General features: G+C 74.3%; 20 protein-coding genes. 11 read left to right on the top strand and 9 right to left on the bottom strand.

The window, feature by feature from the left end; all coding sequences use genetic code 11:
• Positions 1 to 12: 12 nt before the first annotated feature.
• Genes KME66_RS01760 through KME66_RS01750 form a run of 3 tightly spaced genes read right to left on the bottom strand, consistent with a single transcriptional unit; the run spans position 13 to position 4048 of the window.
• Positions 13 to 2160 (bottom strand): iron ABC transporter permease, encoded by a 2148-nt coding sequence (locus KME66_RS01760; protein WP_216318129.1) that lies wholly within the window; start codon positions 2158 to 2160, stop codon positions 13 to 15.
• Between the two features lie 2 nt (positions 2161 to 2162).
• The gene (locus KME66_RS01755) at positions 2163 to 3137 is read right to left on the bottom strand and encodes an iron-siderophore ABC transporter substrate-binding protein (RefSeq protein WP_216318127.1); all 975 of its coding nucleotides are present in this window, start codon (positions 3135 to 3137) and stop codon (positions 2163 to 2165) included.
• Between the two features lie 8 nt (positions 3138 to 3145).
• Positions 3146 to 4048: an ABC transporter ATP-binding protein gene (locus KME66_RS01750; RefSeq protein ID WP_301184486.1), complete on the bottom strand. Its 903-nt coding sequence runs from the start codon at positions 4046 to 4048 to the stop codon at positions 3146 to 3148.
• Positions 4049 to 4461: 413 nt separating this feature from the next.
• Between KME66_RS01750 and KME66_RS01745 the strand changes: the two genes are divergently transcribed.
• Complete coding sequence (locus tag KME66_RS01745; RefSeq protein ID WP_073223648.1) at positions 4462 to 4905, top strand: subtilase-type protease inhibitor; 444 nt, start codon at positions 4462 to 4464, stop codon at positions 4903 to 4905.
• Positions 4906 to 5104: 199 nt separating this feature from the next.
• Here KME66_RS01745 and KME66_RS01740 read toward each other — a convergent pair whose 3' ends face one another.
• The 5 genes from KME66_RS01740 to rpmG form a co-directional block, all read right to left on the bottom strand.
• Positions 5105 to 6724, bottom strand: a complete 1620-nt coding sequence (locus KME66_RS01740; RefSeq protein ID WP_216318123.1) for an MFS transporter — start codon at positions 6722 to 6724, stop codon at positions 5105 to 5107.
• A gap of 83 nt (positions 6725 to 6807) precedes the next feature.
• Positions 6808 to 7053: a 30S ribosomal protein S18 gene (gene rpsR, locus KME66_RS01735; protein WP_216318121.1), complete on the bottom strand. Its 246-nt coding sequence runs from the start codon at positions 7051 to 7053 to the stop codon at positions 6808 to 6810.
• A gap of 81 nt (positions 7054 to 7134) precedes the next feature.
• Positions 7135 to 8289, bottom strand: coding sequence for a GTP-binding protein (locus tag KME66_RS01730; protein ID WP_216318118.1), 1155 nt, complete (start codon positions 8287 to 8289; stop codon positions 7135 to 7137).
• Positions 8286 to 8540, bottom strand: coding sequence for a type B 50S ribosomal protein L31 (locus tag KME66_RS01725; protein WP_073223640.1), 255 nt, complete (start codon positions 8538 to 8540; stop codon positions 8286 to 8288). The genes KME66_RS01730 and KME66_RS01725 overlap by 4 nt, the downstream gene beginning before the upstream one ends.
• Positions 8541 to 8605: 65 nt before the next feature.
• Positions 8606 to 8770: a 50S ribosomal protein L33 gene (rpmG, locus tag KME66_RS01720; RefSeq protein ID WP_006129270.1), complete on the bottom strand. Its 165-nt coding sequence runs from the start codon at positions 8768 to 8770 to the stop codon at positions 8606 to 8608.
• Between the two features lie 70 nt (positions 8771 to 8840).
• On the opposite strand from rpmG, the gene rpmB reads away from it, so the two are divergent.
• Together rpmB and rpsN are read left to right on the top strand one after the other, a co-directional pair.
• Positions 8841 to 9077, top strand: coding sequence for a 50S ribosomal protein L28 (rpmB, locus tag KME66_RS01715; RefSeq protein WP_032765457.1), 237 nt, complete (start codon positions 8841 to 8843; stop codon positions 9075 to 9077).
• The gene (rpsN, locus tag KME66_RS01710) at positions 9077 to 9382 is read left to right on the top strand and encodes a 30S ribosomal protein S14 (protein WP_073223638.1); all 306 of its coding nucleotides are present in this window, start codon (positions 9077 to 9079) and stop codon (positions 9380 to 9382) included. The genes rpmB and rpsN overlap by 1 nt, the downstream gene beginning before the upstream one ends.
• Positions 9383 to 9659: 277 nt before the next feature.
• On the opposite strand, the gene KME66_RS01705 is transcribed toward rpsN, so the two are convergent.
• Complete coding sequence (locus KME66_RS01705; RefSeq protein WP_216318115.1) at positions 9660 to 10946, bottom strand: hypothetical protein; 1287 nt, start codon at positions 10944 to 10946, stop codon at positions 9660 to 9662.
• A gap of 212 nt (positions 10947 to 11158) precedes the next feature.
• Here KME66_RS01705 and KME66_RS01700 point away from each other — a divergent pair, with 212 nt between their 5' ends.
• The 8 genes from KME66_RS01700 (at position 11159) to KME66_RS01670 (ending at position 19421) form a co-directional block, all read left to right on the top strand.
• The gene (locus KME66_RS01700) at positions 11159 to 12139 is read left to right on the top strand and encodes an ABC transporter substrate-binding protein (protein WP_216318112.1); all 981 of its coding nucleotides are present in this window, start codon (positions 11159 to 11161) and stop codon (positions 12137 to 12139) included.
• Complete coding sequence (locus tag KME66_RS01695) at positions 12136 to 13194, top strand: iron ABC transporter permease (RefSeq protein WP_216318109.1); 1059 nt, start codon at positions 12136 to 12138, stop codon at positions 13192 to 13194. Before KME66_RS01700 ends, KME66_RS01695 begins: the two co-directional genes overlap by 4 nt.
• Entirely contained in the window at positions 13191 to 14249 is a 1059-nt protein-coding gene (locus tag KME66_RS01690; protein WP_216318106.1) for an iron ABC transporter permease, read from the top strand. Before KME66_RS01695 ends, KME66_RS01690 begins: the two co-directional genes overlap by 4 nt.
• 23 nt (positions 14250 to 14272) lie before the next feature.
• The gene (locus KME66_RS01685) at positions 14273 to 15133 is read left to right on the top strand and encodes an ABC transporter ATP-binding protein (RefSeq protein WP_253208200.1); all 861 of its coding nucleotides are present in this window, start codon (positions 14273 to 14275) and stop codon (positions 15131 to 15133) included.
• Positions 15134 to 15201: 68 nt separating this feature from the next.
• On the top strand, positions 15202 to 15336 hold the full coding sequence (gene amiA, locus KME66_RS33750; protein WP_006129278.1) for a streptamidine family RiPP: 135 nt from the start codon (positions 15202 to 15204) through the stop codon (positions 15334 to 15336).
• Between the two features lie 136 nt (positions 15337 to 15472).
• Positions 15473 to 16504 carry a hypothetical protein gene (locus KME66_RS01680; protein WP_216318100.1) on the top strand — a complete coding sequence of 344 codons (1032 nt, stop codon included), beginning with the start codon at positions 15473 to 15475 and terminating at the stop codon, positions 16502 to 16504.
• Positions 16501 to 18057: a CocE/NonD family hydrolase gene (locus tag KME66_RS01675; protein WP_216318097.1), complete on the top strand. Its 1557-nt coding sequence runs from the start codon at positions 16501 to 16503 to the stop codon at positions 18055 to 18057. The genes KME66_RS01680 and KME66_RS01675 overlap by 4 nt, the downstream gene beginning before the upstream one ends.
• Positions 18054 to 19421 carry a YcaO-like family protein gene (locus KME66_RS01670; protein WP_216329016.1) on the top strand — a complete coding sequence of 456 codons (1368 nt, stop codon included), beginning with the start codon at positions 18054 to 18056 and terminating at the stop codon, positions 19419 to 19421. Before KME66_RS01675 ends, KME66_RS01670 begins: the two co-directional genes overlap by 4 nt.
• Positions 19422 to 19433: the final 12 nt, after the last annotated feature.

Raw genomic sequence — 19433 nt, 5'->3', positions numbered from 1 at the left:
GAACAGAGTCCGTCAGCCCTCGCGCCTCGACCGCCAGAGCAGCCAGATGAAGTACGGGGCGCCGATCACGGCTGTGAGCAGGCCGACCGGGATCTGCGCCGGGGCGATGACCGTCCGGCCGACCGTGTCGGACACGACCACCAGCAGCGCGCCGAGCAGTGCGCTGACCGGCAGGACCCGCGTGTGCCGGCGGCCCACCAGGGCGCGTGCCGCGTGCGGGGCGACGAGTCCGACGAACCCGATGACGCCGACCGCCGCCACGGCCCCCGCCGTCAGGAGGACGGCGAGGCTCAGCAGACCCAGCCGGGTGGGGCCGAGCCGCACGCCGAGCAGGGCGGGCGTCTCGTTGTCCAGCCCGATCAGGTCCAGTTCACGGCGCATCACCGCCAGCACGGGCAGCGCGACGACCAGCGCCACCAGCACCGGAATCAGCTCGGGGAACGTCCGCCCGTACGTCGATCCGCCCAGCCACGCCAGCGCCTTCGTCTGGTTGTACGGGTCGGTGAGCACGATCAGCAGACTCACGAACGCGCCCGCACCCGCCTGGACCCCGATACCGATGAGCACCAGGCGGTTCTGCTCCAGACCACGCCGTGCGGCGAGCCCGAACACCAGCGCCGCGGCCGCCGCCGCACCGGCCAGCGCGGAGCCGCCGATCAGCCAGAAGCTCGCCAGCGGTACGACGGTGAGCGCGGCGACCGCCCCCACCCCCGCGCCACTGACGACGCCGAGGACGCCCGGCTCCGCGAGCGGGTTGCGCGACACCGCCTGGACGACGGCTCCGGCTACCGCCAGCGCCGCCCCGGCCAGCAGAGCGGCGGCGACCCTGGGGACCCGGGTGTCCAGGACGTAGCCGACGAACTGCCCCGACCGGCCCGCGAGCCAGTTGCCCACGTCGCCCAACAGCAGCGTCGCGTCGCCGAGGAGCGTCGCCGCCACCACCGCGCCGAGCAGCCCGGCCGCTGTCACCACCAGGGTCACCACGAACGCGCGCCGGCTGCGCAGCCGGGCGAACGCCGTCGAGCCGCTGTCCGTGCCCATGTCCCGTGACCGGTGGGCCAGGACGATGAGGACGAGCGCACCGAAGCAGGTCGTCACGATGCCGGTCGGCACCTCGGCCCCCGCCTGGGCGCCGAACACCGCGCGCAGCAGCACATCCGCGCCGAGCACCACGAGCACGCCCGCGAGCGCCGACGCGGGGATGAACGCGCGGTGGCGGACCAGGCCCGGGATCCACGTGCCGAGCAGCCGGACCATCGCGGGCGCGCACAGGCCGACGAAGCCGACGGGCCCCGCGACCGCCACCGACACCGCGGCCAGCAGCACCGCGAGGATCACGGCGATGCTGCGCGTCAGCCGGGGGCTCACCCCCACGACCGCCGCACCGTCGTCGCCGAGGGCGAGGATGTCGAGGCGCCGGCCCAGCAGCATGAGCCCGGTGAACGCCACGAGGGCGACCGGGGCGAGCCGGTCGATGGACTGCATGCCGATCTGGGCCAGCGCACCGTTGCCCCAGGCGAACAGCCCGGTCGTCTGCTGGGAGCGCAGGAGCAGCAGCATCCCGCTCAGCCCGGACAGTGCGAGGGTCAGCGCGGATCCCGCCAGCACCAGCCGGATCGGCCCGGCCCCCGCGCGGGACAGACCGAGCACGACGGCCGCCGCGAGGAGCCCGCCGAGGAAGGCGGTGCCGCCGGCGGGCAGCGCGGGCAGGGAGATGCCGAACGCGGCGACGGTGACCACCGCGAGGTACGCGCCCGCGTTCACGGCGAGCGTGTCGGGGGACGCCAGCATGTTCCGCGACACCGACTGGAGGGCCGCGCCTGCCGCGCCGAGCGCACAGCCGACCAGCAGCCCCGCGGCGAGCCGGGGCAGCCGGGAGTCCAGGACCACCGCGGCCGTCTGCTCGTGCGCGCTCCGGTCGGACGACGCGCCGGTGGCCAGTTGCCAGAGTGTGTGCAGGTCGACGGCGGCGGTGCCCTGGCTCACGTGCGTGAGCGCGAGGGCGGCCAGGGCGAGGAGCCCCGCGAGGGCGAGGAGGAGCATCCGGCCGCGGCGGGCGGGCGGGCCGGCCGCCACCGGGATCGCGGCCCCGGCCGGACCGGCCGCGCCCGCCGCCGTCCTCACGGGGGCGGGCGGGGCGCTCGTGGTGCGGGTGCTCATCGTCAGGCGGTCAGCGCGCCGACGAGGGCGTCGATGTACGCGCGCATCGACGCGGTGCCGCCGAACATCCAGATGCCGTCGGGCAGCCGGTGGACCTCGTCGTTCTTGACGAAGGGGAGGGACTTCCACACCGCGTTGTCCTTGAGTCCTTCGGCGAACGGGTCGCCGCCGTCGGAGTTGTTGGCGATGTAGGCGAACCGGGCGTCACCGATCTTCGTGAGGCCCTCGACGTCGGTCGCGGCGAGACCGTACGCCTTGTCGCCCTCCAGCTTCCACGGGTCGACGAGGCCGAGTTCGGTGTTGACGTCGGCGAGCAGCGAGCCCTTGACGTACGGGCGCACCGAGACCTGGTTGCCCTCCTGCCAGCCGTCGGCGAAGGCGACCTTCTCACCGTCGAGACCGGCGTCCGCCAGCTCCTTCCGGCCGTCCGCGACCGCCTTGCGGAAGGAGGCGATCTCCGCCTCGGCCTTGTCCTCGGTGCCGGTGGCCCGCGCGATGACGTTGACGTTGTCGACCATCTGGTCGATCTGCCGGCTCGCGTCGGCGGAGCGGACCACGGCGACCGGGGCGGCCTTCGACAACTGCGCGATGGCCGAGTCGGACAGGTCGGTGGTGGCGACGATGAGGTCGGGCTTCAGGCCGGCCACGGTGGCGACGCTGGGCTCGCCCCGGGTGCCTATGTCCTTGACGCCCTCGGTGAGCGGGGCGGCCGTGTCGTAGGCGGTGTAGCCCTTGACGTCGGCGACACCGACCGGCTGCACCCCCAGGGTCACCAGGGTCTCGACGACGTTCCACTCGGTGCCGACGACGCGCTTGGCCGGTCCGTCGAGCGTGATCTTCTCACCGCGGGAGTCGGTGACCGTCACCGCGCTGTCCCCGGCCGCCTCCTTCTCCGGCGCCTCGGTGGTGCCGCACGCCGTCAGGGAGAGTGCGGCCGCGGCGGCGAGGGCGGGCCACGTCAGGTGCTGGTTCTTCATGAGGGTGTTCAGGGCCTTTCGGTACGGAGGTGGTGACGGCCGACCGCGCGGGTGCGCGGGATGCCGGTGGGGGAGTCGAGTTCGACGTCGATACGGATGCCGTAGGCGTCGGTGAGCCGCTCGGGCGCGTACACCTCGGCGGGTGTTCCCGCTGCGACGATCCGCCCGGACGAGAGGAGGACGACCTGGTCGGCCACGGCGGCGGCCTGGTCCAGGTCGTGGAGCACGACCCCGACGGTGACACCGTGGGTGTCGGCGAGATCGCGGACGAGGTCGAGGATCTCCACCTGGTAGCGCAGGTCGAGATAGGTGGTGGGTTCGTCGAGCAGGAGCACGTCGGTGTCCTGGGCCAGGCAGCAGGCGAACCAGACGCGCTGCAACTGCCCGCCGGAGAGGCTCTCCACCCCGCGGTCGGCGAACTCGGTGAGGTTCGTGACGGCCAGCGCGTGCTCGACCACCCGGGCTCCGTCCGGGTCCGCTCCCCGGATCCGGCCCCTGTAGGGGTGTCGGCCGAATCCGACCACGTCGCGCACGCTGAGCCCGGCCGGCGCGTTGCGGCTCTGCGCGAGCAGGGTGACGCGGCGGGCGAAAGCGGAGCGCGACAGGGCGAGGGCGTCCACGGGCGCGGCGTCGCCGGCCCCGGCCGCCACGGTCACCCTGCCGGTACGGGCCTTGTGCAGCCGGGCCACGGCCCGCAACAGGGTGGACTTCCCACTGCCGTTCGGCCCGATGAGCGCGGTGACACGGCCGCGCGGCAGCCGGAGGTCGGCGCCGTGCACGACATCCGTGCGGTCGTACGCGACCGTCATGCCGTGGGCTTCGAGGCCCACGGCGCCGGCGGGCGGGGCGGTGGCGCCGGGCGCGGAGCGCCGCGGCGTCGGGTCTTCTCGGTCGAGGGCAGGAACGATCACGAGCGTGAGGTTAGCCTAACCTAAATTGCCTCGGTCAAGGGGGATTCGGAATCGTGTCCTCCGTGTGACCCGCCGGTGCTCGGGCGCCGGTCCGCGGGTGCCGTCGAGGTGTGACCGGAGGGGGTTCGGTGGTCTCACGGCCCCCGGATGGCGGTACTTTCCGGCCGAAGCGACGGATTGACGCACGAGGGGGTTTCGGCGTCTTCGCAGGTCAAGTGGTCGTTTTGGATTGAACCGCCGCAGCCCGTCCACATGCTGGACGTTTGGTGTGGGGCCCCTGAGCTGCCCGAATGACCATTCGGTCGGCTCGGGTGTCCGTATACGGCTGGAAGCTGGTCGTCGATGTGCGCCTACTGTGCGCATACGCAAGACTCCTGACCGCAGTCAGGCATCCGACCAAGGAGTTTTCACTCATGCGACGCAACCCTCACACCATCTTCGCAACCATCACGGCGAGCACGCTTCTGCTCGGTGGCTTCGCGACCGCCACCGCGCAGGCCGCGCCGACGAAGACGGAGAGCCTCTACGCGCCCTCGGCGCTCGTCCTCACCGTCGCCCGCGGCGAGGACCCGATGACCGCGACCGTCGAGCGCGCCGTGACGCTCGACTGCGCCCCCACCGCCCGGGGGAGCCACCCTGACCCCGCCGCGGCCTGCAAGGAACTGGCTTCGGTGCGGGGCGAGTTCGCCGAACTCGCCGCCGGCCCGTCGAACCGCACCTGCACCCGTCAGTGGGACCCGGTCGTGGCCACCGCCCACGGCGTCTGGCAGGGCAAGCCCGTCCGGTTCAGCACCACGTACGGCAACGCCTGCGAGATGGCGGGCAGCATGAACGACAACGCCGTCTTCGCCTTCTGATCCGCCGGGGCGTGCCGACACCGGGCTGACGGAGCACCGCGCCGTCCCGCCCGCCCCGTCCGGCCTCCCGCCCCGCCCGGCGTGCCCCGCACACGCCCCCCGTCCACGACGACCGGGAGCCTGCGGTCGCCCCAGCCGTTTCCGCCGCGGCCGGGCAGCGATCCGCCCCGGTCGACGGGTCACGAACCCCTCGGCCCGCTCACGGGCCGGACGGCTCCTCCCGCGTCACCCGGGTTCCCGGATGGCGCAGCGAGATCAGGAACGCGATGCCGAGCGCGATGGCCATCCCGGAGAACACCCACTGGTTCGCCTCGGCGAAGTCCATCCGGATCGCCGGCATCGAATCCCGCACGGCCTCGGCCACCGGCCCCGAACCGGACGGCCCACGGGAGTCCCCCTGGCCGGTCACCGACTGCGCGACGGACTCGGCGATGCCGCGCGACTCACCACTCGGCACGCCCTTGGCCCGCAGGGTCTCGTCCACATTGCTGATCGTCGTATGTGTCAGCAGAGTGCCGTAGACGGCCAGTCCGATGCTGGCCGCGAAGTTGCGCACGGTCTGCGTGATGCCGGTGACCTCGCCGTAACTGGCGTCGATGGCCCGGTTCACCGCGTCCGTCGAGGCCGGCGCCAGCAGCAGGCCGATCCCCGCCCCCGCCATGGCCGCGTACGGCCACTGGTCGTGCATCGAAAGGGTCGTCAGTTTCCCCGCCCACAGGGCGAACCCGACCGCTCCGAGCGCCGTACCGAGCTTCATCGCGGGGCGGGCGCCGCGCTTGTCGAGGATCCGACCGCCCCACTGGGAGGCCAGCCCGAAGCCGATGAAGAAGTACAGGAGATACAGCGCGGCCTGGTTCGGCGACGCGCTGAGCGAGACCTGCGCGTACACGGAGGCGAAGAAGAACACCGGGACGAAGGCCACCATGGCGAAGAACAGCACGGCGTTGTCGACGCTGAACGCCTGATCGCGGAAGACCCGTAGTCTGATCAGCGGGAAGCGGGTGCGCAGTTCGAACCGGCAGAAGACCGCCAGCACCACCAGACCGACCGCGATACAGGCCCAGGTGGCGACGGAGTCCCAGCCCCAGGTGGACGACTGCTGCAGCCCCAGCACGGTCAGCCCCATGCCGACGGCGACCAGCGCCGCCCCGGGCAGGTCCAGCGGTTCGCGGCGGGAGTGTTCCGGGATCCGGGCCAGCAGGGCCAGGACGATCGCGATGACGGCGACGGGCACGTTGACCCAGAAGACCGCCCGCCAGGTCCACGCGGTGAGCCAGCCGCCGAGCAGCGGCCCGATCGCGGTGAGCGCCCCGGAGATGCCGAAGAAGAGGGCCAGCGCCCGCCCGCGTCGCTCGACCGGGAACACGGCGATGACGACGGCGAGCGCGGCGGGGAACATCAGGGCCGCGCCGATGCCCTGGACGGCCCGGAAGCCGATCAGCCAGGCCTGCGCGAAGTCCCCGTCGGGCACCGCGCCGCACAGGGCGGAGGCGATGACGAAGACCAGCGTGCCGATGAGCATCACCTGGCGGTGCCCGAAGATGTCGGACAACCGCCCGCCCAGGGCGAAGAAGGCGGCCAGTGTGAGCAGGTAGGCGTTGACCACCCACTGCATCTGCGAGGAGGTGAGACCGAGTTCGTGGATGATGTCCGGGGCGGCGATCGCGACGATGGTCTGGTCGATGAACGTCATCGACACGGCGAACAGCATGGCCGCGAGCGCGAGGCCCTGGTGCGGCGGAGCGCCCCGCCGGCCCGACGTTCCCGGACCCGACGGCCCCGGACGCGGGGCTGCCTCCTCCGGGATGTCACTGCCCATGCGTCCATGGTCCCCGGGCTGCCGCCGTGCTGCATCCCGGGGACCGTTGACACGCCCCCGGCGCAGGGGAGGGGCGTCGTGCGCTATGTCGCCGAGGTCCCGGAGTACGGCAGCAGAGCCATCTCACGGGCGTTCTTCACGGCCGCGGCCACCTGGCGCTGCTGCTGCGCGCTGATCCGGGTGACGCGGCGGCTGCGGATCTTCCCCCGGTCGGAGATGAACCGCCGCAGCAGATCGGTGTCCTTGTAGTCGATGTACGTGATCCCGGCGGCGTCCAGGGGGTTCGGCCGGTTCTTGAGCGGCTTGCGGGGGTTCTGCTGACGTGCCATGGGGTTTCCTTGCGGTCGATGGGGCCGGTGGTGCGGTCGGTGGATGCGAGGCGCGGAGCTACGGGCGTGGGGCGGCCGGTCTCAGTGCACCGGGTCGAGGAGCGCGTCGAACGCGGCGGGCAGGCTCTTCCACGCCTCCCGGCCCGACCCGTACTCCTCGTCCGTGAGGAGGCAGGAGTCCAGCAGGCCGGTCAGCCCCTCGCGGTCGAGGCCGGGCGAGACGAAGACGAGGTGCTGGCAGCAGTCGCCGTGCTCGGGGTGCCAGTCCAGCGCCGCGGCCGCCTGCCGGTAGGGCGGCACCATGGACCAGGCCGCGTCCGGGAGCGAGGCGAGCCAGGGGCCGGTGTCCTCCACGCAGAGCGCGCCGCCCGCCGCGTCCCAGGAGAGCAGGGTGTCGGGACGGTCCGCGAGCCAGAACCGGCCCCGGCTGCGGGCCGCGGCGCAGCTCAGGTCCTCCAGCGCGTCGAGGAGACGCTCCGGGTGGAAGGGGCGGTGCCGCCGCCACACGAACGTGCCCACCCCGGCCTCCTCCGCTTCCTGCGGGAGCAGCGCGCAGGCCGGGTGCTGGCCCGCTGCCGCCGCCTCCACGTCGAAGCCCGCGAACGCCAGCCGGGCCAGCTCCGCCGACCCGGCCTCTGCCTGACGGGCCGTCGGGTTCAGCTGCCGGATCAGCGCGCGGTCCTCGTCGTCGGCCGCCGGGTTCGGCGCCACCGCCAGGACGGGGGCGTACTCCACCTGCCGGGCCCAGGTGTCGCCGATGGTCCGCCGGTCGGCCGGCGCCGCCGCGAGACCGGCCTCGGCCAGATCGTCGCCGTTGGAGAGGCAGGGCAGCACGAGCGTGGGGTCGATCGCCGTGAACACGTTGGTGACCTCGGCGGCGTCGGTGTGCGCGGCGATCACCTCGGCCATCGACTTCGGCTCGACGGAGTCCCAGAGCTCCAGGACGGCGAGCCGGGTCACCCCGTCCCCCGCGAGCCGTTCGAGCTCCGGGACGAGGTCCTCGCGCAGCGCGCAGCAGGCGCATGCGTTCACCAGCGGTGCTTCTCCGGAGGCCAGCTCGCCGCCGGCGTCCCGCAGGGAGCGGCGGACCGTGCCGCCGGCGGCCGTCGACAGGTCGTGGTGCAGGGCGACGCTGTGGGTGACGTCCCGCAGCAGCCCTTCCACGACGTCGCCGCGTGCCTCGGAGTGCAGGCCGCAGACGATGACGACGGGCAGTTTCGCGCGGCGCCCGCTCATCGGGCCTCACCGCGTCCGTAGCGGCGCTCGAAGCGCTCGACGCGTCCGGCGGTGTCCAGGACGCGGGCCGTGCCGGTGTGGAAGGGGTGGCTCGCGGAGGAGATCTCCACGTCGACCACCGGGTACGTGTTCCCGTCCTCCCAGGTGACGGTGCGGTCGCTGGTCATGGTCGAGCGGGTCAGGAACGCGAAGTCGGCGGCCTTGTCGCGGAAGACGACAGGCCCGTAGGCGGGGTGGATTCCGGGCTTCATGACGGGGTCCTCGGGTGGGGTGTGAAGGGGCGTTGCGGGGTTCCGGGCGGCCGGGGCCGGGGGCCTCAGCGGTCCTCGCGGAAGTCGACATGGCGGCGGGCCACCGGGTCGTACTTGCGCAGCACCATCCGGTCGGGGTCGTTCCGCCGGTTCTTGCGGGTGACGTAGGTGTAGCCGGTCCCCGCGGTGGAGCGGAGCTTGATGACCGGGCGTACTTCGTTGCGAGCCATGGGCGCTACTATATGGCAATGGTTTCCATTTTCAATAATGGATGCATCGAAGGAGAGGCAGGTACCTTTCATGTCCGCCCACTGCCAACTGACCGGCTCCAAGCCGGGATTCGGCAACAAGATCTCCCACTCGCACCACCGGACGTCCCGCCGGTTCGACCCGAATGTCCAGCGCAAGCGGTACTGGCTGCCCGGTGAGGGGCGCTACGTGCGCCTCACCCTGAGCGCCCGCGCGATCAGGACCGTCGACAGCATCGGCATCGAGGCAGCGGTCGCGCGCATCCGTGCGCGAGGGGAGAAGGTCTGATGGCGAAGAAGAGCAAGATCGCGCGGAACGACAGCCGCCGGGCCACCGTCGAGCGGTACGCGGCCCGCAGGGCCGAGCTGAAGGAGATCATCCGCCGGCCCGGCACCCCGGAGCGCGAGCGTCTCGCCGCGGTGGAGGAGCTGCGGCGCCAGCCGCGTGACGCCAGTGCCACCCGGGTCCGCAACCGGGACAGTGTCGACGGCAGGCCGAGGGGGTACCTGCGCAAGTTCGGCCTCTCCCGGGTCCGGATGCGTGAGCAGGCCCACGCGGGCTTCCTGCCCGGAGTGACCAAGTCCTCCTGGTGACAGCGGCCGACCGCCCGTCGGCGCCGGGCTGAACGGGCCGGGCCGGCCCGCGGGCCGTGGCGCTGCGAGGTCCGCTGCGCCACCGCTCATGGCCCGCCGCCCGCCGCCCACCGCCCACCGGCTCCGGTCCCGGTCCCGGCCGGGTGGTGAGGTCCGGTGGGCCACCGTGCCAAGGCACAGGTCCCGGCGGTACGGCGAGGCTCGCCACCGCCCGCGCAGGGCTCGGTCCCGCCGCCGCGCGACGGGGCTCGCCGCGTCACCGCGCCGGATGCCGGTCTCAGCGGCCGACCGGGTCGGTGTGTGCTCCGTCCCCGGGTGTCACGAGGGCGAGATGGCCCCCGTCGTCCAGGGGTGTCGGGACGGTCAGGGTCGAGACCGCCGCGGCCTTGTCCGCGTCGAAGACGTGGACCTCGCCATGGCCGCCCCGGCTGACCGCGACCAGGTTCCCGCCGGGGGAGGCGGCGACGGCCCGCCGCTGAACACCGTCCCAGGGGGTGCCGCCCCGCCGGGGCGCACCGGACATGGCGGGCAGGGGCAGTCGTGCGCCCACCTCCGGGCGGGATCCGGCGGCCGGGGGAGCGTCGAGGAGGACCAGCTCGTCGCCGTCCGGATGGATGCGGGTGAACGCGATGTGACGGGCCGTGACCGCGAGCCGGAAGACCAGTCCGGGGCCCAGGTCCAGCCTTCCCGTCTCGCCGGTGTCCAGCTGGTGCCACCAGGCGTCGTTGGACCAGTCCGGCCACTGTCCGGGATCGCCCGGCCCGCCCCGAACGCACGACCAGAGCATCCGCCGTACGGGATCGAGCCGCAGGTAGTAGCCGCGCCCGCCGGAGCGCCCGTCGGCGGACCAGGGGAGGGGTGACTCGGGGATCAGGTCGTCCCCTTCCCGCCGTGCGCGGTGGACGCCCGAGCCCGCCGCGGCGAACAGCCGCCCGGTGAGCGGGTCGTGGGCGTCGCCGTGCCCGTCGTCGTCGGGCAGGGTGATCCGCCGGACCGGAGCCGCCGGCGGGCAGGAGGGGGCCGACCGCATGAGCTCGCGGTGCCGGTGGACCAGCAGTTCGCCCGGCTCGCGGTGGCGCACCACCACGAGCGGGGAGGATCCGCCGAGGACCGTGACCCCCGGCTCACCGGTCCGCCCCCGTACGCGTACGGCGACGGCGCCGTCCGGTGCGTCGAGGTCGACGGCCGTCAGTAGCCCGGTCCACGCCTCCTCGTTGCGGCCGAGGCCGGTGGTCACCGCGAGGCGGCGACCGTCCGGGTCCGCCGCCAGATGCTCGGCGGGGACCGCGACCGGTATCCGCCGCCGGACCAGCGGCCGCCCGGCGTCCGGCCCGTTCGGATCGAGTACCAGCAGCTCGCCCGCCCGGTCGTCGACACAGGCGACGAGGCCGCCGGGCAGCGCGAGGAAGCCCGCGTGCTCGGCGAGGTGACGGTGGCACACTTCCGCCCGCTCCGTGCCGTCCGGCAGGTCGAGCAGGCTGACCCGCCCCGCGACCTGGTCGGAGACCAGCAGGCGCGGCGGCGTGGACGGGGCGTGGGGGCCGGTGTGCGGTGCGGCTGGCATGGCGAACTCCTGGGGCAGGCAGGGCCGGTGGGGGTGGCCGGGGTGACGGGGCGGGGCGGAGGCCGGTGGATCCCGGTGGGAAACCCCGCCAACTTTATTGGAAATGATAATCATGTGTAAGGTTTCGGCTTGTGGCGGGGATCGCTCCCGGGGCTCCGCCGCCCGCTCTGCCGCATCCCCGGGACCGCACAGGAACGTCGAGGGAACCGCCGATGCCACGAACCGCGCTGAGAGTCCGCCGCTGGGCCGCGATCGCCGTACTGGGAGGCCTGCTGGCCGGCTGCGGCACCGAGAACACCGACACCGGGGATCCGGCCTCGGCGGCCGGCGCCGAGGCCCGTACGTCCACGGAGGTCCGGCCCATCGAGGCCGCCACCCGGATCACCGACGCCAGGGGCGTCACGGTCTCCCTGCCGAAGCCGCCGGAGAAGATCGTCTGCCTGGTAGCCCTCTGCGACGACATCCTCGTCGAGTTGGGCATGACCCCCACCGCCACCAACTCCCAGGTGCTGGCGCACCCCGAGTTCCTCGGCGAGGAGAAGGCGGCGGAGATACCGGTCGTGCCCGGCGGCTTCCTCAGCCCCGAGGCCGAGGCGATCCTCGCCCACCAGCCCGACCTGGTCATCGGCCTGGAGGACACGCACGGCAAGCTCGCCCCCGCGTTGAAGGGCGCCACGGTGTTCTGGCCGCTCCAGCCCGGATCCTGGCAGGACAGCGTCGGCTACCTCCGCGACCTCGCCGCCCTCACCGGCCGCACCGAGCGGGGCGAGCAGGCGGAGAAGGCGTTCCGCACCCGCCTGGCGAAGGCGGAGCAGCAGAAGAGCGACAGGACCGCGCTGATCATCTACGGCAGCGACGAGAACTTCGGCGTGGCCACCCCCACGACCGACGTGGCGGCCGGGCTGTTCCCGAAGATCTCCCACTACCCCTGGAAGAGCCGGGGTGTCGACGGCAGTTACAGCCTGGAGGAGATCCTCGCCCGGGACGTCGACGTCCTGTTCGTGGAGACCCTGTCCTTCGGCGCGCCCGACGGGAAGCTCTCCGACAAACTGGCGAAGAACCCGCTCTGGTCCCGCATCCCGGCCGTGCGGAACGGCAAGGTCATCGAGGTCGACTCCGAGGTGTGGGCCAAGGGGCGCGGCACCCGCTCCCTGGGGCTCGTCCTCGACGAGGCGACGGCCGCGCTGCGGTGAGGCGCCCGCCCGTGGCGCTGCTCTGCCTGGGTACGGCGGCCGTGGCGAGCGCGGTCTGCGCGCTCGCTCTCGGCACACCGTACGTCCCGCCCGCCCGGATCCCGGCGACCCTGGGATCCGACGGGCTCGCGGGGCTCGTCGTCACCGAACTGCGGCTGCCCCGCATGGTGCTGGCGCTGATCGCGGGCGCCTGCCTGGGGGCCGCGGGGCTCGTCCTCCAGGAGGCCCTGCGCAACCCGCTGGCCGTGCCCGAGATGCTGGGGGTCTCCTCCGGGGCCGCTCTGGGCGTCGCCGCACCGCTCGTCCTGTCCCTGGCCGTGCCGCTGGGGGTGCAGCCGTTCCTGGCGCTGGGCGGGGCGGCGCTCGGCGGTCTGCTCACCCTCATCGCCGCCGGATTCGGGCGGAGCCCCTCGGCGGTCCTGCTGACCGGGGCCGCGGTCGCCGCAGCGCTCCAGGCCGCCCTGCTGGTGCTCATGGTCATGGCCGACCAGCTCGACCTCCAGCTCATCTACCGCTATCTGCTGGGCAGTCTGTCCGCGCGCACGTGGGACGACGTCACCGGCCTGCTGCCCTGGCTCGCCGTGGCCGTGCCGGCGCTCGTGCTGTGCGTGCCGGTCCTCGGGGTGCTGCGGCTCGGTGACGACGACGCCCGCGCGCTGGGTGTACGGGTGGAGCGGGCGCGGGTGGCCGCGCTGGGCATCGCCGTCGTCCTCATCGCCCCGGTCGTCGCGGTCTGCGGGCCGGTGGCCTGGGTCGGGTTTCTCGCCCCGCACCTCGCCCGCCGCCTCCACCCGGACGGCGGCGCGGCGGGGTGGCTCGTCCGGTCCGCCGGGTGCGGCGCGATCGTCGTGCTCTGCGCCGACCAGCCGGCCCGGCTCGCACTCGCCCCGGTCGAGACGCCCGTCGGCGCCTGGACCGCGCTGGTCGGCGTGCCGGTCGGGGTCGTGCTGCTGAAACGGGGACGGCGGCCCGCCCGGGGCTGGGGACCCCTGCCCCCGCCCGCACCGGCGGCTCCGGACGCCCCCGTTCCCGTACTGCGGAAGGCGGAACGATGACCTTGACGGACACCGCGCCCGGGCTGGCCCGCCGGGCCCTGCGCGCACCGGGCGTCCGGATGGGCGGCCTGGCGCTGCTCGTCGCCGTCGTCGCCTGCGCCGGACTCTTCACCGGCCGGGGCGTCACCCCCGAGGGTGTGCGGGCGGTGCTGCTCGGGGTGGGCGACGATCCCACCGCCGAGCACATCGTGCTCCGACTCCGTCTGCCCCGCGTGCTGGTGGCGCTGGTCGCCGGAGCCTGCCTCGGGGTGGCCGGACTCGTCCTCCAGTCCGCCCTGCGCAATCCGCTGGCCGGCCCCGAGGTCACCGGCGTCACGCCCGGCGCGGTGCTCGGTGCCGTGACCGCGACCGGCCTCGGCCTCGCGGGCTGGGAGTCCCCGACGGCCGTGGTCGTCGCCGCCTGCCTCGGCGGCTTCGCCGGGGCGGGGCTGCTGTGGCTGCTCACCGGGAGGGATCGCGGCGACCCGGAGCAGACCGCCGTGTACGGGGTCCTCGTCTCGGCGGTGCTCGCCGGACTCACCGCGGTCGTTCTCCTGGTGGCCCCCGGCGAACTCGGCAGCGTCGTCCAATGGCTGATCGGCTCCACCGAAGGCCGGGTCTGGCAGCACTGGAACCTGCTCTGGCCGTGGGCCGCCTGCTGGGGTGCGGCGGCCTGGCTGCTCGCCGGGCCGCTGACCCTGCTGCGCTGCGGCGACGAACAGGCAGCCGCCGCCGGTCTGGCCACCGGCCGGGGCCGGGGCGCGGCGCTCGTGTGCGCGGTGGCGCTGACGGCCGGCGCCGTGTCGGCGGTGGGCGCCCTCGGATTCGTCGGGCTGCTGGTGCCCCATCTGGCGCTGGCCCTCTTCGGCGCCGATCTGCGCGTCACGCTTCCGGGCGCCGCGCTGTTGGGTGCCGCGGTGGTGTGCGGAGCGGACGCGGCGGCCCAGGTGTTGTCCCGGCTCCTGGCCACCGCACTCGACGCGGACCGGCTGACCCTTCCGGTCGGCGCCCTGACCACCTGCGTGGGGGCCGGCCTGCTGATGGCCGTGGCACGGCGACGGGCGGACGAGAGATGAGGCAGAGAGTGAGGGAGGGAACAGTGGAGAAGAGCGTGGTGCCGCGTGCCACACCGAAGGTCCCGGAGGCCGTCCGGGCGGAGCAACTGGCCTTCGGATACCCCGGACGCCCGGTGCTGCGCGGGGTGGACCTGAGTATCCGGGCCGGTGAGCTGGTCGCCCTGATCGGGCTGAACGGATGCGGCAAGAGCACCTTCCTCAAGCTCGCCGCCGGGCTGCTCACCCCGAGCGGTGGGCGCGTCCTGCTCGACGGCGGCGACGCGGCGCGGCTGCCCCGCCGTACCGCCGCCCGGCGCGTGGCGCTGCTCCATCAGTCGGCGCCCTCCGTACCGGGGCTGAGCGTGCGTCAGCTCGTACGCCAGGGGCGCTATGCGGCGCGGGGGCCACTGGGAATGCTGCGGGAGGGTGATGACGAGGTGACGTCCCGGGCGCTCGCGGACGTCGGTGTCACCGCCTGGGCCGACCGGCCCGTGGACGCGTTGTCCGGAGGCGAACGCCAGCGTGTCCGGCTGGCCATGGCGCTGGCCCAGGACGCCCCCGTGCTGTTCCTCGACGAGCCGACCACGTATCTCGACCTGCGGCACCAGTTGGAGGTGCTCCAGACGGTCGTACGGCTGCGCGCGGAACGCCGGCTGACGGTGGTCATGGTCCTGCACGACCTCAATCACGCCGCCCGGTTCGCCGACCGGATCGTCGCGCTCCGGGAAGGCCGCATCGCCGCCGACGGGCCCCCCGGCGATGTGGTCACCCGGCGCCTGCTGGCCGAAGTCCTCGGTGTGGACGGCCGGGTGGGGATCGACGACGAGGGTGGCTGGCCCGTGTGTTACCCAGATCACCCTCTCGATCCGCTCCGGCTATTGCGGAATGAAAATCATATTCATTAGTGTCTGTGCTGCGGCACGCACCAACGCCGCGACCCGTATCCGAACGATCCGAATGGAGGCTCCAACTCATGGAGCAGAACAAGGTGTTCAGCCCGATCGCCGACCAGGGCCAGCTCGCCCACCTCTCCGCCACCCACTCGAACGCCCTCGTCGAGAACCCCTTCGACGACGCCGTCGAGGCCGACACCGCGGCCGAGAAGTAAGCGACTCCTGCCGCTGACGGCAGATCTCCCGCGTGGCGCGGGGGCGGGCCCGCCCGGTGAGAACCCGGGCGGGCCCGCCCCGTTCGGCCCCCGGACTTTCGCCCCCGCACTTCCCCTCACCGACCCGGAGGATTCCGTGACCCGCAGTCGACTCGCTCCCGGCACCGGGATCGTCACCGTTCCCGGAGCCGCACCCGTGCTCCGGACCTCCGGAGGAGAGTTCCTGCGCATCGACACCGGCGGCGTCACCGGACAGGCCCTGGTGCGCCGGCTGGCGGGCGAGAACGCGCCGGACGGGGAAGCGCCGGCCCGGGAACCGCGCACCGCCGAACTGGACCGGCTCGTCGAGGCGTTCGAGGCCGCCGGGCACGCGGTGTCCGCCCCGCCCCGGGCTCCGCTCGCCGGCCGTACCGTCCACCTCCTCGGCGACCCCGTGCTGACCGGGCCGGTGGCGCGCTGTGCCGGGGCGGAAGGGGCCGAGGTCCGGCCGATCACCCCGGACCAGGTGGCGGAACTCGCCCGGGCGGCCCCGGGCGACCGCCCCGAAGCGCGTCCCGCCGTGGTGTGGTGTCTGGACTCGCCCGTGCCCGACGGACTCTGGGACAGGGCGGACCGGCTGCCGCACCGACGGATCGCCTGGCTGCGCTGCCACCGGGAGGGCTCCCACAGCTGGATCGAGCCCCTCGCCGCGGCCCCGGGGGACGTCACCTCCCGGCATGTCCGTCTCCGCAGGCTCGCGGCCACCCCCGCCCACCGCGAACTCGCCGCGTACTGGGCCGGGCACCGCACCCCCGACACCGGCCCGCACCCCACCGAGGCGTCCGCCGCGCTGATCGCCGCGCTGCTCACCGCCGATCTGATCGCCTGGGCCGAAGCCGAAGCCGAAGCCGAAGCCGAAGCCGAAGCCGAAGCCGAAGCCGAAGCCGGAGCCGGAGCCGAAGCGGAAGCCGAAGCCGGGCCTGCAGGCGCGGGCGCGGGCATGCGTGTGGACGGCGCGGGGCAGCGGCCGACGGGTCTCCCGGCCCGACGTCGGCTGCGCCGGATCGACCTGCGCGATCTCACCTTCACCGAACACCCGGTGCTCCCCGTCCCGGACGTCGCGCCGCTGCCCGCGCCGGCCCCGTCCAGGACGCGCACCGGTGCGAGCGCCCCCGGGGTCCGCCCGTGAACATCCGTACCGTGTCCGTGCCCGCGCCGGACGGCACTCCGCTCGCCACCGACGTCTGCCTCCCGGACGGGAGCCGCCTCCGCCGCGCCGTCCTGATCCGCACCCCGTACGGGCGCGAGGCCCACCGCGCCGAGCTGCGCGGCTGGGCGGCGCACGGATTCGCGGCCCTCGCCCAGGACGTACGCGGCCGCCACGGATCACCGGGGGAGTGGCACCCGTACCGGGGCCACGAGCGGGCGGACGGTGCGGCCACGGTCTCCTGGATCCGCGCCCAGGCGTGGAGCAACGGGGAAGTCGTCGCCGCCGGCGCCTCCTACGCCGCGTACTGCGCCCTCGTCACCGCACTCGACGTCCCCGACACGGACCCCGGTGCGGCGCACGTCGAGGGAGTCCCCGACGCCGTCATCGCCGCCGTTCCCGCGCTCGGGCTCGCCGACACCGCGCGCGAGCCCGGCGGGCCCGAACGGCTGTGGGCCCGGGCCGGCTGGTGGGCGGCCCACGGCGACCGCCACGACTCCGACCCGGACGCGCTGGAGCGTGCGCTCGCCGACGACCCCCGGCTGCTCGAACACCTCCCTGTCGCCCGCCTGGCGGAGCGGCTGGCCACCGGCCTCGGGCGCGAACTGCCGTCCTGGTCCGGCCTCTGGGACGACCGGGAACGCGGCCGCCTCGTGTCGCTCGGCGCCACCGCCCGTCTTCCCCTGCTCGCCGTCGGCGGCACCCGCGACCCCTTCGCCGAGGACACCGTGGCCCTCTGGCGCGGCTGGGGAGGGCCGGCGCGCCTGCTGCTCGGGCCCTGGGGACACCGCCTCACCGCCGACCGGTCCCTGCCGCCCCGTGCCCGCCTCAACCTCGGTGCGCTGTACGTGCGGTGGGCCCGCGCCGCGCTCGCCGGGCGCCTGGAGCCGACGCGTCACGGGGCCATCGCCCTGGGCGACAGCGGGCGTTGGCACAACACCCACCGTGCGGCGCCCCCTTCCGGGGGCGAGCGCCGCTGGCCCTTCGGCTCGTCCACCGGTCTACGGCTGCTCCACGGGGCCGAGTTCCGTGCGGATCCGGAGCGCCCCGTGCGCTCGGACAGCCTCGCCGTCCCGGCCGGCGGCGATCACGCCGACCGCTGTCTGCTGCTCTCGCCGCCGCTGCCCCGCCCCCTCGACCTGGCGGGCGCCGCCGTCGCCCGGATCAACGCCACCGCCGACACCCCCTCGGCCGACTGGGCCGTACGCCTGACCGCGCTCGACCCGTCCGGCCGGGCCGACCCGCTCGCCCTCGGCATCGTCCGGCGCACCGGCCCGCCCGGCGAGCCCGCGGACATCACCGTGCCGCTCGGCATCCTCGGCCGCAGGCTGCCCGCCGGGACCCGGCTGCGGGCCGAGATCGCCGGACACCACTTCCCCGCCCACGCCCGCAACCCGCACACCGGCGACGACCCGGTCGCGGCCACCCGGCTCGTCCCGTCCCGGCGCACCGTGAACCCCCGGGGCAGCGCCCTTGACCTGCCCGTCGTCGCCCGACGCCGCTACGTCGAGCCCGTACCGGAGATATGCCGTTGACCAGCGCCCTGCCCCTCGAAGCCCTCGTCGACCCCGTCAGCGGGATCGTCCGGGCCGTCGCCCCCGTCGAACACCCCGCCGGAGCGCCGCCCCGCTACACCGCGATGACCGCCGACGTCGCCGACGCCCGCCGCCTCGGCGCCTGGCCCGCCGACCGGGTGTCACTCGGCACCACGTTCGGCGACCCCCGGGGCGCCTGGATCGCCGCGGTGGCCGAGGCCGTGGAACGGTACTGCGGCAACCGCCTCCCGCCGCCCGGCCACCCCCAGGAGCCCCGGCGGGCGACCGCGGCCGAGCTGACCGCGGAGGGCGCCCGCATCTACGGGCCCGGCGCGCTGCCCGCGTACGCACCCTGGCAGTACGGACGCCCCGGCTTCCCGTACGCCGAACTCACCCACGACACACCGGCGCTGTGGACCCGGGCCGTGGAGACGGGCGAACCGTGCTGGGCCCCCGTAGCCCTGACCCACCTCAACTGGCGCCAGGGTGAGCTGCGTTCACTGCCCCGCACCCACCACCTCAACTACGCGGGCATCGCCACCGGCCAGGGCCTCGACGACGCCGTCGAGCGCGGCCTCCTGGAAGTCGTCGAGCGCGACGCGCTGGAACTCTGGTGGCACCTGGACGGACTCACCCGTGGCATCGACCCGGCGAGCGTCCCCGGGCTCACCGAGGACCTGGCCGGGTGCGGGCTGGAGGTGCACATCGTGGAACTGCCCTCCGAGTTCGCCCCCTGCGTCGCCGCCCTGGTGCACGACCCCGGGCGCGGCATGTACGCGGCGGGGTTCGCCTGCCGGTACGACCCGGCGGAAGCGGCCCGGAAGGCGGTCCTGGAGGCCGTGCACACCTGGGTGTTCACCCAGGGCGCCGTGGAGGCCGACGGATGGGTGTACGAGGCGATCGAGGCCGGGATGCTCGCCCGCGGCCTCTATCTCGACCACCGGGCCGACCGGCGCTATCTCGACGCCTGCGGGCCCGAGTTCGCCGCCGTCCGGGACCTCGGCGCCCATGTCCAGGTGTGGCTGGACGAGCGGATGGCCCCGCTCGCCCGCCGCTTCACCGAACCCGCCCTGGGCACCGTCCCGGTCACCGCGATCGCACCCGGCAGCCGCACCGCACTCGACGCGGCGCTCGCCGCCGGAGGCCACCGGGTCATCACCGCGGACCTCACCACGGAGGACGTCGCCGAGACCACGCTGCGCGTCGCCCGGGTCCTGGTCTCCGGGCTGATCCCCAACGCCCCGGCCGCCTTCGGCTACTTCGGCTGCCCCCGTCTCGCGGAGGCGGCGCTCGCCCGGGGCTGGCGCACCCGGCCGCCCGCGGCACCGGAGGACTTCACCCTCGCCCCGCCGCCGCACATGTGATGGAGCGCGCCA

Source organism: Streptomyces sp. YPW6 (genome assembly GCF_018866325.1).
In the GTDB taxonomy this organism is placed as follows: domain Bacteria; phylum Actinomycetota; class Actinomycetes; order Streptomycetales; family Streptomycetaceae; genus Streptomyces.
The sequence above is the reverse complement of the archived record's forward strand: the minus strand, read 5'-3'. Positions and strand labels throughout refer to the sequence as shown.

Coding starts and splice junctions, on each gene's coding strand:
- KME66_RS01760 (WP_216318129.1), bottom strand. CDS start 2,160: ATGAGCACCCGCACCACGAGCGCCCCGCCCGCCCCCGTGAGGACGGCG.
- KME66_RS01755 (WP_216318127.1), bottom strand. CDS start 3,137: ATGAAGAACCAGCACCTGACGTGGCCCGCCCTCGCCGCCGCGGCCGCA.
- KME66_RS01745 (WP_073223648.1), top strand. CDS start 4,462: ATGCGACGCAACCCTCACACCATCTTCGCAACCATCACGGCGAGCACG.
- KME66_RS01740 (WP_216318123.1), bottom strand. CDS start 6,724: ATGGGCAGTGACATCCCGGAGGAGGCAGCCCCGCGTCCGGGGCCGTCG.
- rpsR (WP_216318121.1), bottom strand. CDS start 7,053: ATGGCACGTCAGCAGAACCCCCGCAAGCCGCTCAAGAACCGGCCGAAC.
- KME66_RS01730 (WP_216318118.1), bottom strand. CDS start 8,289: ATGAGCGGGCGCCGCGCGAAACTGCCCGTCGTCATCGTCTGCGGCCTG.
- KME66_RS01725 (WP_073223640.1), bottom strand. CDS start 8,540: ATGAAGCCCGGAATCCACCCCGCCTACGGGCCTGTCGTCTTCCGCGAC.
- rpmG (WP_006129270.1), bottom strand. CDS start 8,770: ATGGCTCGCAACGAAGTACGCCCGGTCATCAAGCTCCGCTCCACCGCG.
- rpmB (WP_032765457.1), top strand. CDS start 8,841: ATGTCCGCCCACTGCCAACTGACCGGCTCCAAGCCGGGATTCGGCAAC.
- rpsN (WP_073223638.1), top strand. CDS start 9,077: ATGGCGAAGAAGAGCAAGATCGCGCGGAACGACAGCCGCCGGGCCACC.
- KME66_RS01705 (WP_216318115.1), bottom strand. CDS start 10,946: ATGCCAGCCGCACCGCACACCGGCCCCCACGCCCCGTCCACGCCGCCG.
- KME66_RS01700 (WP_216318112.1), top strand. CDS start 11,159: ATGCCACGAACCGCGCTGAGAGTCCGCCGCTGGGCCGCGATCGCCGTA.
- KME66_RS01690 (WP_216318106.1), top strand. CDS start 13,191: ATGACCTTGACGGACACCGCGCCCGGGCTGGCCCGCCGGGCCCTGCGC.
- amiA (WP_006129278.1), top strand. CDS start 15,202: ATGGAGCAGAACAAGGTGTTCAGCCCGATCGCCGACCAGGGCCAGCTC.